This window comes from Faecalicoccus sp. (assembly GCF_036552745.1).
Taxonomy (GTDB): Bacteria; Bacillota_I; Bacilli_A; order Erysipelotrichales; family Erysipelotrichaceae; genus Faecalicoccus.
On sequence record NZ_JAXKBY010000162.1, the window covers coordinates 1 to 11,612 of the forward strand.

An 11,612-nucleotide genomic window follows, 5' to 3' on the forward strand; every position below is an offset into this window, starting at 1 on the left:
CCGGTACATATTTGGCATCGTATAATAAGATGTCGGCAGCCATCAAGCTTGGATAGGTAAATAAGCCGGCAGTGATGCCTGTTTCTCCTTTAGTCGTTTTATCTTTATATTGTGTCATTCGCTGTAATTCGCCCATATAGCTCATACAAGTCATGACCCATCCAAGTTTTGCGTGCGCGGAAACATCGCTTTGTAGAAAAATCGTTACCTTTTCTGGATCTAAACCGCTGGCCAGATACAAGGCTACCAAATCCTTTGTATTTTGTCTTAGCTCTTTGGCTTCGATGGGTACCGTGATCGCATGTTGATTCGCAATAAAAATATATAATTCGTATTCATCCTGATATTTTACAAATTGAGAAATGGCTCCAATATAATTGCCTAAAGTCAATCTTCCTGTCGGTTTGATACCGCTTAACATTCGCTCCATTTTCATCCCTCCGATTATTTTCTTATTTTACCGCAATTTGTCACAAAAACCAATGGTATTTTGATTTCATAGTGCTATAATAGGATTACGTGAAAAGGAGGCATATTTATGGTTATTATATATACATCTCCTGGCTGTGCAAGCTGCCGTAAAGCGAAGCAGTGGCTCAAGGACAACCAAATCGAATTTAAGGAAAAAAATATTTTTACGACACTGCTCGATGAAAATGAAATCAAATACATATTATCTCGATGTGAAAATGGAACCGAAGATATCATTTCTGTTCGTTCAAAGGCATTTCAATCTTTGAAAAAGGGAATTGATGATTATTCGATGAAAGAATTGGTAACGTTGATTCAAAAGAATCCATCCATCTTAAAAAGACCGATCATGTTATCGAAGAAAAGTTTGGTTGTGGGCTACGATGATGATGAGATTACAACAATGATGCCGGCAGAACTTCGGCCTGTTATTGAAGAGTCTTGTAACCCAAGTTGTCCTAATTATGAAATCTGCGGTGGAGTACGTGCAGAACAGCCAGCACAGGTACAGTTATAAAGACAGGTACAGTTATAAAGAATATTATAGACAAAGGCAGTTTGACTGCCTTTTTGTATGGAATGTAGAAATTAGAGCAAGAAGAAAGCTGAAACTCTATAAAGAAAGTATATTCTTTACTTTGTCTTAGATCATATATTGATGACATTTTTCTATTCTTTGAAAGAAAATGTGCTATAATAGTGACGTTGAAAACGTTTACAAATTTGACGCATAAGGAGGATTATTGAATGACAAAAAAGTATGTGTACCTTTTTCAGGAAGGTGATGCGAATATGCGTGAACTTCTTGGAGGAAAAGGTGCCAATCTTGCGGAGATGAGCAAATTGGGAATGCCTGTCCCTAACGGTTTTACCATCACTACCGAAGCTTGTAACAAATATTATGAAGATGGTGAAACGATCAATGAAGAAATCCAGGCACAGATCATGGAGTATCTGGGAAAACTGGAAGAAGAAACAGGTAAAAAATTCGGGGATGCACAAAATCCTTTGTTAGTATCGGTTCGTTCCGGAGCCAGAGCCAGTATGCCTGGTATGATGGATACAATTTTGAATCTGGGTATTAACGATGTCGTGGCTAAAACAATTGCGGATAAGTCACAGAACCCTCGTTTTGCCTATGACTCTTACCGTCGTTTTATTCAAATGTTTGCCGATGTTGTAAAAGGATTGAGCAAAAAACGTTTTGAAGAAATTATTGATGAAGTAAAAGCTCAAAGAGGCATCAAGGACGACTTAGAACTAACGGCAGAAGACATGATGACTCTGGTAGAGCGTTTTAAAGAATTCTATCAGGCTGAATTACATGAAAGCTTCCCAACAGATCCTAAAACACAGATGATGGAAGCGATTGAAGCGGTATTTAAATCTTGGAATAATGAGCGTGCTATTTACTATCGTCGTATGAACGATATTCCCAGCTCCTGGGGAACTGCGGTTAACGTACAGATGATGGTTTTTGGTAACATGGGTGAGGATTGTGGAACCGGTGTTGCCTTTACTAGAAGTCCCGCTACCGGAGAAAATAAGCTGTTTGGTGAATTCTTGATGAATGCACAGGGTGAAGATGTAGTAGCCGGTGTGCGTACACCACAGTCTATCGATCAATTAAAGGAAGTAAGTCCTAGAGCTTATGAACAGTTTGTTGATATTTGTTCAAAACTGGAACATCATTATAAGAATATGCAGGATATGGAATTTACTATTGAAGGTGGTAAATTGTTTATGTTGCAGACTCGTAATGGTAAACGAACAGCACAATCGGCTTTAAAAATTGCCTGTGATATGGTGGATGAAGGCTTGATCAATGAAGAAGAAGCTTTATTGATGGTAGAACCACAGCAGTTAGATGCATTACTTCATCCAATGTTTGATCCTGCAGCTTTGAAAAAGGCTACGGCCATTACAAGTGCTTTGCCGGCCAGTCCTGGTGCTGGTTCCGGACTGATCGTTTTTACAGCAGATGAGGCAAAAGAAGAAGCAGATTCCGGAAAGAAAGTTATCTTAGTACGCTTGGAAACAAGCCCGGAAGATATTGAAGGTATGGCAGTTTCAGAAGGTATCCTGACAGTACGTGGTGGTATGACAAGTCATGCGGCTGTTGTGGCTCGTGGTATGGGAGCTTGTTGTGTCAGTGGTGCCGGTGATATTGAAATGCATGAAGAAGAAGGTTACTTCGTTGTAGGTGGAAAACGCTATAATCGTGGTGACTGGATTTCAATCGATGGATCTACCGGTAATGTATATGGAGAAAAAATTGAAACGGTACCAGCTGAAATCAGTGGTAACTTTGAGCGTTTCATGAGCTGGGCAGACAAGGCTCGTACATTAAAGATTCGTACTAATGCGGATACCCCAAGAGATGCACATCAGGCTGTTGAATTTGGTGCTGAAGGTATTGGTTTGGTTCGTACCGAACATATGTTCTTTGAAGGCGATAAGATCAAGGCTATTCGTGAAATGATCGTTGCCAAGACTGAAGAGCAGATGCAGGCTGCTTTAAATAAACTGGAACCGATGCAGCAAAAAGACTTTGAAGGTATTTATGAAGCTATGGAAGGAAGACCGGTGACAATTCGTTACTTGGATCCACCTTTGCATGAATTTGTTCCAACCGATCCAGAAGATATCAAAGAGCTTGCCAAAGAAATGAACATCTCTTACGATGAATTAGCACAGGTAATTTCTGGATTGCATGAAGTAAACCCGATGATGGGACATCGTGGAAGTCGTCTGGACGTTTCCAATCCAGGTATTGCGCATATGCAGACAGCTGCTGTTATTAAAGCTGCCATCAATGTGAATAAAGCACATCCGGACTGGAATATTGAACCGGAAATCATGCTTCCGTTAATTGGTGATTTAAAAGAATTACAGTATGTAAAGAAAATGGTAACGGAAACAGCCGATCAGATCATTGCCGAAGCTGGTGTAGAATTGACATATCATGTCGGAACGATGATCGAAGTGCCTCGAGCTGCCCTGTTGGCTGATGAATTGGCACAGGAAGCTGAATTCTTCTCCTTTGGTACAAACGACTTAACACAGTTGACTTTTGGCTTCTCACGTGATGATGCCGGTAAATTCTTACCTGAATACTATGATGCCAAAATTTATGAAAACGATCCATTTGCTCGTTTAGACCAGAAAGGTGTCGGAAAATTGATTGAGATGGCTGTGACTTTAGGTCGTCAGACACGTCCGGATATTAAATTAGGTATCTGTGGAGAACATGGTGGAGATCCATCCAGTATTGAATTTGCCAATAAATTGGGATTGAGCTCTGTATCTTGTTCACCATATCGTGTACCAATTGCTCGTCTGGCAGCCGCTCAGGCAGCGATTAAGCAGAAATAGCACAAAGAGGTCTTCTGACCTCTTTTTTACTCAAGAAAGGACATTGTATGCAGGAAACAGAAAAGATGAAACAAGGAAAGCTATACAATCCATTTCGATTGGAAAAACCGACATGGAGAGAGCTTCGTCCTTACTTGAAAGCATTTAATGACAGTGCTTACTGGGAAGATAGAAAGCCGTTGGAAGAATTATGTAAGAAGTTTAAAAAATCGTATGATGACATTTCTTTGGTGCCGCCATTTTATTGTGATCATGGAATCAATATTTCAATTGGAAAACACTTTCAGGGAAATACTGGTATCGTGATTTTAGATGAAGCGGAAGTCATCATTGGAGATGATGTGCTGATTGGCCCCAGAGTTTCCATTTATACAGTTTCGCATCCCATTGATCCTGCCATTCGAAAAATGGATTTGGAATATGCTTCTAGCGTAGTGATTGAAGATGGCGTATGGATTGCCGGCAATGTAATTATTAATCCAGGCGTCACAATTGGGAAAAACAGCATCATTGGTTCCGGTAGTGTTGTCACAAAAGATATACCAAGTGATGTGATTGCGGCAGGTAATCCTTGTCGTGTGTTACGATCCATTGATGAAAAAGATCATGAATATTGGATGAAAAAATATGAGGAGTACCAAAATGAATAAGATTTTATATATTAACAGCACCATTTCAAAGAATTCAAGAACGGATGCTCTGGCTAGATATTTACTGAGTCACTTGCAGGGGGATATAGAAGAAATCAACCTACAAAAGGAAACGAATCTTCATCCTTTGGATCAAAATGCTTTACAACAACGAGAAAACGGAACATATCTTACTCAATATGCCAAACAATTTTCTGAAGCAGATACTATTGTGATTGCCGCTCCCTATTATGATCTTTCATTCCCTTCTCTTTTAAAAATCTATATTGAGATGATCTGTTGCCAGGGAATTACATTTTATTATGACCAGGAAGGAAATTGTCAAAACTGTTGTCGTTGTAAGAAAGTATATTATGTAACAACTTCTGGAGGACGTGTTTATAAACCGTTTGGGTTTGAATATATCCAAGGTGTTTTCTCTTATTTTTTTAAAACTGAGGATGTAGAACTGATTTGTGCACAAAATCTGGATGTGGTAGAAGATCCTCAACAAATTCTTCAAGATGCAATGGATGAAATCGATCGGAGATTCACAAATGAAGATCTTGTTGGTCAGTGACAGTCATCGCTTTTTGGATCATTTACCTCGTATTGTGAAAAAATATAAGGGCATGGTAGATTTGATGATTCATTGTGGGGATTCTGCGCTTCCTAAAAATGATAAGGTAATGAAGCAATTTGATATTGCGGTTCGGGGTAATCATGATGAAGAAGCGTATCCTCCGTATGTGATCTATAAAAAAATCTGTGTTACACATGGACATTTCTATCATATTTATGATGGATATGAAGAGTTATTAGCTTTATGTAAGGAAAATAACTGTACGCTTTGTTTTCATGGACATACTCATGTACCGACAATCAAGAAAATCGATGGAACTACTTTTGTGAATCCGGGAAGTCTGATGGTTAATCGTGGTTCTTATGCTTATGGTACATATGCCATTATCAACTTATTCAATGATATACAAATTACATTCTATCGCTCGGATGATGATTCGATATGTCCGGATACAATTTTATTAGAAGGATTAGCACAGTTGGAAGAGTTTAAACGCATACTAAGAAAATATAGAGGACTTTAAAAAGTATTGTCTATTATACAGACGATACTTTTTATTTGTTCTAAAGTTATCTGTATTTCAAAAAAACTTATATAACATACTTGACTTATAAGGTATATATGATATTATTTGATTACCTAGCGAACAAGTGATTCGATTTTCGTTTATTTACTGGGCAGTTGAGATAATATAGGGCCCTTTTCCTCAACGATAATTCAACAAGGAGATCATATGGCTATTAAAATGATTAATGAATCCCCTCCAAAACCGGGGAATCTTGGTCGAGCAGAGCTTTACGCATTAGCAATTGGTCAAGTTATTGGAGCAGGTGTAATTACCTTAATTGTACCTGCAATCAAGATGACAGGTTACTCTGCATGGTTGGCATATCTTGCCGCAATTCTTTTAGGTTTGATTATGATTTTACCTTTTGTTTTTGTGTCAAGTACATTACGACTTGGAGGTGGAAATTATTCCATGATTTGTCGCTTGGCAGGAGCTAAACCGGGAGGAATCTTTGCTTTCTGTAACTTGACACAATGTGTATCGTTATCATTATTTGGTGTATCAGCCGCTCATTATTTAGGAGATATTATTCCTGCTTTGGGTACTCCTATTGTGAAAACATTTGTGGGAATTGGTTTATTAACTTTTTTCTACGTTGTAAACATGATGGGGATTGATGTGATGGCAAAAGCACAGAAATTTATGACATGGTTTTTGATTGGTGCTTTGGCATTATTCGCAATAATAGGATGCTTTAACTTAAAATTGCCAGTATTTGACTTTACTGATCCTAATTTTTTGATTCATGGTTGGGGAATAGAATTTACGAATGGACAAGTCTCCGGAGGATTTTTAGGAGCTATGTTATTGTTTGTATATTCTTGTACTGGTTATTCGATGACAATCGCATATGGTAGAGATAGTAAAGATGCAAAACGTGATATACCTTTCGCTCTACTGTTATCTGTCCCAACTTTGATTCTTTTATATGTTGGTGTGGCGATTGCGGGAACCGGAGTTTTAAGTGTTGCCGAATACGGAGAATCTACGACTTTAGTATTTGCTGCACAAAAAATATTTCCAAGTATTCTGTTCCATGTATTTATTATTGGGGGACCTATTATGGCTTTACTTTCCACGTTAAATAGTAGCTTTGCATATAACGCTATTAATATAGGTCAATCCTGTGATGATGGATGGCTTCCGGAAGTATTTGGAAAAAAGAACAAACATGGAGCTCGTGTCTATATCTTAACTTTTATGTACATTTTAGGAGTAATTCCAATTGCATTTAACTTATCGATTAGTGTTATTACGAATATGATTCAATTGTTTACATCATTTTTCGCATTTTTGAATTTTATAGCTTTTTGGAACTTACCAAAAGAATTTCCAGAACAATGGAAAAAGAGTCGATTGCATGTTGGAGATGGAATGTATAAGGCAATCTGTATTTTAAGTTTATTGGGAAACTTATTTGTATTTTGGAAATCAACATTATCAATGACTCCTGTATTGGCAATAATCAATGTAGCAGCTTTAATAATTATGGCTATGATTGGGCTCTATAGAGCAAAATATGGAAATATTGAAATACACACGTCTGTTTGGACAGAATAGGAAGAAGGCTATTATGAAAATTACAAGTGTAGATGTTTATATGCAAGATTATAATCTTGGTGGTTTTGTGACGATTAAAGTGAATACGGATGAAGGGATCAGCGGATTTGGTGAAGCTGGTTTATCGTATGGTAACTGTTCTAATGCTGCATTTGGTCAATGTAAGGATTTCGCAGAATTGATTATAGGCATGGATCCATTCAATACGGAGGAAATTTGGAATCATTTACACCGTCATACATTCTGGGGTATGGGAGGTGGCGTTGTAGTGACAAGCGCCATGGCTGCGATTGATACGGCATGTTGGGATATCAAAGGAAAAAAATTAGGTGTTCCTGTTTATAAACTTTTAGGTGGAAAAACAAATAAAAAACTTCGTGCATACGCTTCACAACTTCAATTTGGTTGGAGAAAGATCATTGAAGAGAAAGATGCATTGACGTTATTATATGATCCGCAAGATTATTTTGATGCGGTAAAAGATGCTTTGAGCGAAGGTTATACTGCCGTAAAAATTGACCCTGTGTTTGCACCTACCGATAAAAAAGAAATGCAGGAAGTGTTCAGCACTCAAGGCAATCAAATTCGCGGATGTTATAGAAATATGGATCTTCAGAGAAGTGTTGAACGCATTGCAGCAGCTAGAGAAGCCGGTGGTGATGATATGGATATCATTATTGAAATTCACTCATTGTTAGACGCTAATACGGCTAGTGAACTAGGAAAAGCTCTGGAGCCATATCATATCATGTATTATGAAGAACCAACATCTCCAGAAAACCCAGATTTATTTAAGTTTATTCAAAAAAATTGTACTTTACCATTAGCAACAGGAGAAAGAGTTTATACTCGTTGGGGATTTAGACCATTTTTTGAAGATCGAAGCCTAAGTGTTATTCAACCTGATTTGTGCAATACGGGTGGTATTACAGAAACTAAGAAAATTTGTGACATGGCTCACGTCTATGATATGGGTGTACAAATTCATGTTTGCGGAGGACCGATCGCAACGGCTGCTGCCCTACAAGTAGAAGCTGCCATTCCTAATTTTGTCATTCATGAAGAACATAATGCAAATCTTCTTTCCATTTTTAAAAAGTTCGGTAAATATTATTATGCTCCAAAAGACGGATATTATGAAATTCCAGAATTACCGGGTATTGGACAAGAGATGAGTGATTGGGCGATGGAGCACTCTGTGCATGTTGAAGTAAAGTAATCTAGTAAATTTTAAAGGTTTGGTTTGATTGAGACCAAGCCTTTTTAAACTATATAAATCTGATGTATAATAAAGGAAATATCAGATGGGAGGGATTCGATGCGATTGGAAAAACATCCTAAGCAAGGCATAAAAATTACGAGAACCTCAGTTGTTGAACAAATCAGTGATGTGATGAAGCATTCGATATTAACGAATGAGTGGAAACCAAATGATAAAATTCCATCAGAAACAGAACTAGCTAATTTGTTTGGAGTCAATAGATTAAGTGTAAGACTAGCAATTCAAAAACTGAATACATTAGGTCTAACTGAAACTAGAGTTGGTGATGGAACATATGTTAAGGAATTTTCATTAAAACCTGTATTAAGTCAATTAACAGATTTATATGCTGATCAGTATGAAGATGTAACGGAATTGCGCTATCTCTTAGAAAAAGAGTGTTTTATTCGAGCTGTAAAACATGCTACGGAAGATGATATAGATGCATTAAAGAAAGCACTTTTACAATATGAATTATGTACGAATCAGTTTCAGGAAGTATTCTATAAGAAAGACAACGATCCGGGCTTAAAACAGTTATTAGAAGTAGCGGTAGATGCCGATTTTAATTTTCACTATCAAATTATAAAAATCAGTAAAAACAGGTTGTTTAAAGATGTTTATTATATGACTCAAGAGTTGGTTCGACAAAATATCATGAAATTATTTTATGAGAGAAGTATTCGTCGAAAGAAAAATGGGTTACCTCCACTGGGAAATGAAGAATTACACCATCAAATCTATGAGTGTATCAAAAAACATGATGAAAAGATGGCTGATGATTTAATCGGTAAAATGTTGGGAATCATTCCCGTATTGGGATTAGATGATTTTGACTAATGCGAAGCGAGTGATCAAAATCATAAAAAAGGAGTTAAACTTTTAAAAAGTAACTCCTTTTTAATTACTCCAAATTAGTATATCCCATTAAATAGGTATCGATTTCCTTTGCGCATTCCAATCCTTCATGAATGGCCCATACGACTAAGGATTGTCCTCTATGCGCATCACCGGCCGCAAAGATCTTTGTTTCTTTGGTCTGATAAGAATTAGGTTTCGTCACAAAAGTATTTCTTGGTGACATATCGAGGGCAAATGCCTTTTTTACATCGTCTTCTACACCGATAAAACCAGCGGCAATCAACAATAAATCACATGGGATTTTTTGTTCTGATCCTTTGACAAATTCCATTTTCCCATTGGTGAATTGAACTTTGGTTAAAGTGACAGATTTTATCTTATCGTTTTTCACTTCAATTTCTTTGATCGTTCTTTCATAAAGTCTTGGATCTTTTCCAAATACCGCAATGGCCTCTTGTTGTCCATAATCCGTTTTTAAGATTTTAGGCCATTCTGGCCATGGGTTGGATGCTAGTCGATCTTTGGGTGGCTCAGGCATCATTTCAATCTGTGTGACGGATTTACAGCCCTGACGAATGCTGGTTCCCACACAATCGTTTCCAGTATCACCACCACCTACAATTACAACGTGTTTTCCTTTGGCACTTTCTGTTTTTGAACCTTTGATAAGATGTTTTGTGACATTGGTTAGATAATCGACCGCAAAGTAAATGCCTTTAGTATCTCGATTTTCAAAGACAAGATCTCTTGGCTTTTTAGAGCCGATGCACATGGCAATCGCATCGTATTCTTTTGTCAGTTCTTCTTTTGAAATTTCTATTCCTACATTGACATTACATTGAAACTGAATACCTTCTTCTTCTAAGAGTTGGATTCGTCTTTGAATGATTTCTTTTTCCAATTTCATGTTGGGAATGCCATACATCAATAATCCTCCGGGGGAATCTTCCTTCTCAAAGACAGTTACTTGATGTCCTCTTTGGTTTAGGGCATACGCAACACTGAGTCCGGCAGGGCCGGAGCCGATGACGGCGATTTTTTTATTTGTTCTGACTTCTGGTTTCTGTGCTTTCATCCAATGATTTTTAAAGCCTTCTTCAATAGTGAAGTATTCGTTTTCTTTGATGGTGACAGGATCACTGTCAACACCATTCAAACATGACTTTTCGCAAAGGGCAGGGCAGACACGTCCGGTAAATTCCGGAAAGGGATTTGTTTTCAACAATCTGGATAGTGCCTGCTGCATATGTCCTTTATAAATTTCATCATTCCATTCCGGAATCAAATTGTGTAAAGGACAGCCGGTTGTCATACCTTTTAATTCAATGCTTGCCTGACAGAAGGGAACACCGCAATTCATACAGCGAGCTCCTTGTTTTTGTCTTTCTGCTATATCCATGTCTTCATGGAATTCCAAAAAGTTTTGAATGCGTTGTAATGCACTAAGTGCAACATTATTTTTACGTTCATATTCTAAGAATCCTGTTGGTTTTCCCATGTTGACCTCCTACTTTCGAAAAGCCATGGTAAAGGCTTTTAATTCTGCTTCTTCTTGATGATACCCTTTGTCCTGTAAATCTTTGATGGATTTCAACATCTTTTTATAGTCGTTTGGAATGATCTTTTTAAAGTGCTGTAGTTCATCGTCAAAATGATTCAAAATGTGTCGTGCCACTTCTGAATTTGTTTCTTTATAATGCTCCTGCAAGATTTCATACAGTTTTTCTTTATCGGATTTACTGATGATCTCTTCGATAGAAACAAGTTCTTTATTCACGTTTTTATATAAAGCATGATCAACATCCAGAACGTAGGCTACACCACCAGACATACCGGCGGCAAAGTTTTTTCCGGTCTTTCCTAAAACCACGGCATAACCGCCTGTCATATATTCCAGACCGTGATCGCCACAACCTTCGACAACGGCAGTCGCGCCTGAATTTCGTACACAGAAGCGTTCACCGGCTTTTCCGCGAATGAAGGCTTTGCCACTGGTTGCGCCATATAGGGCGACATTTCCGATAATGACATTTTCTTCGGCTTTAAAAGAGGATGTAGGATCAGGTGCAATCACAAGCTTTCCACCGGATAATCCTTTACCAAAATAATCGTTGGCATCACCGGTAATCTTTAACATCAATCCTTTTGGAATGAAGGCACCCAGGGATTGACCGGCACCACCTTTTCCAAGTACGACAAAGGTATCTTCCGGTAAGGTATCGCCAAATTGTTTGGTGATCAAAGAACCGAATAAAGTACCGAAGCTTCGATCCGTGCTGGATAGATTCACATTAATCGTATGAC

10 protein-coding genes and 1 pseudogene are annotated in these 11,612 nt (G+C 37.8%); 8 read left to right on the forward strand and 3 right to left on the reverse strand.

Annotated features, from left to right (window positions below; translation table 11 throughout):
* On the reverse strand, positions 1-430 hold a 430-nt coding region (trpS, locus tag U0M88_RS07735; protein ID WP_331869449.1), incomplete at its 3' end, for a tryptophan--tRNA ligase.
* Positions 431-538: 108 nt separating this feature from the next.
* Between trpS and U0M88_RS07740 the strand changes: the two genes are divergently transcribed.
* From U0M88_RS07740 to U0M88_RS07775, 8 genes are all read left to right on the forward strand, one after another.
* Positions 539-988 (forward strand): Spx/MgsR family RNA polymerase-binding regulatory protein, encoded by a 450-nt coding sequence (locus tag U0M88_RS07740; protein WP_022788917.1) that lies wholly within the window; start codon positions 539-541, stop codon positions 986-988.
* A gap of 230 nt (positions 989-1,218) precedes the next feature.
* Positions 1,219-3,846 carry a pyruvate, phosphate dikinase gene (gene ppdK, locus U0M88_RS07745; RefSeq protein WP_331869450.1) on the forward strand — a complete coding sequence of 876 codons (2,628 nt, stop codon included), beginning with the start codon at positions 1,219-1,221 and terminating at the stop codon, positions 3,844-3,846.
* 47 nt (positions 3,847-3,893) lie between these two features.
* Positions 3,894-4,496, forward strand: a complete 603-nt coding sequence (locus tag U0M88_RS07750; protein ID WP_331869451.1) for a sugar O-acetyltransferase — start codon at positions 3,894-3,896, stop codon at positions 4,494-4,496.
* The gene (locus tag U0M88_RS07755; protein WP_331869452.1) at positions 4,489-5,055 is read left to right on the forward strand and encodes an NAD(P)H-dependent oxidoreductase; all 567 of its coding nucleotides are present in this window, start codon (positions 4,489-4,491) and stop codon (positions 5,053-5,055) included. The genes U0M88_RS07750 and U0M88_RS07755 overlap by 8 nt, the downstream gene beginning before the upstream one ends.
* The gene (locus U0M88_RS07760) at positions 5,009-5,581 is read left to right on the forward strand and encodes a YfcE family phosphodiesterase (RefSeq protein WP_331869453.1); all 573 of its coding nucleotides are present in this window, start codon (positions 5,009-5,011) and stop codon (positions 5,579-5,581) included. The genes U0M88_RS07755 and U0M88_RS07760 overlap by 47 nt, the downstream gene beginning before the upstream one ends.
* A gap of 210 nt (positions 5,582-5,791) precedes the next feature.
* The gene (locus U0M88_RS07765) at positions 5,792-7,186 is read left to right on the forward strand and encodes an APC family permease (RefSeq protein WP_195222857.1); all 1,395 of its coding nucleotides are present in this window, start codon (positions 5,792-5,794) and stop codon (positions 7,184-7,186) included.
* Positions 7,187-7,199: 13 nt separating this feature from the next.
* Entirely contained in the window at positions 7,200-8,405 is a 1,206-nt protein-coding gene (locus U0M88_RS07770) for a mandelate racemase/muconate lactonizing enzyme family protein (RefSeq protein WP_272000728.1), read from the forward strand.
* Between the two features lie 99 nt (positions 8,406-8,504).
* Positions 8,505-9,287, forward strand: a complete 783-nt coding sequence (locus tag U0M88_RS07775) for a FadR/GntR family transcriptional regulator (RefSeq protein ID WP_195222860.1) — start codon at positions 8,505-8,507, stop codon at positions 9,285-9,287.
* A 64-nt stretch (positions 9,288-9,351) separates the two neighbouring features.
* Here U0M88_RS07775 and U0M88_RS07780 read toward each other — a convergent pair whose 3' ends face one another.
* Both U0M88_RS07780 and U0M88_RS07785 read right to left on the reverse strand, forming a co-directional pair.
* Positions 9,352-10,806 carry a glutamate synthase subunit beta gene (locus tag U0M88_RS07780; RefSeq protein ID WP_331869454.1) on the reverse strand — a complete coding sequence of 485 codons (1,455 nt, stop codon included), beginning with the start codon at positions 10,804-10,806 and terminating at the stop codon, positions 9,352-9,354.
* A gap of 9 nt (positions 10,807-10,815) precedes the next feature.
* A pseudogene (locus U0M88_RS07785) lies at positions 10,816-11,612 on the reverse strand (glutamate synthase subunit alpha); the annotation flags it as partial.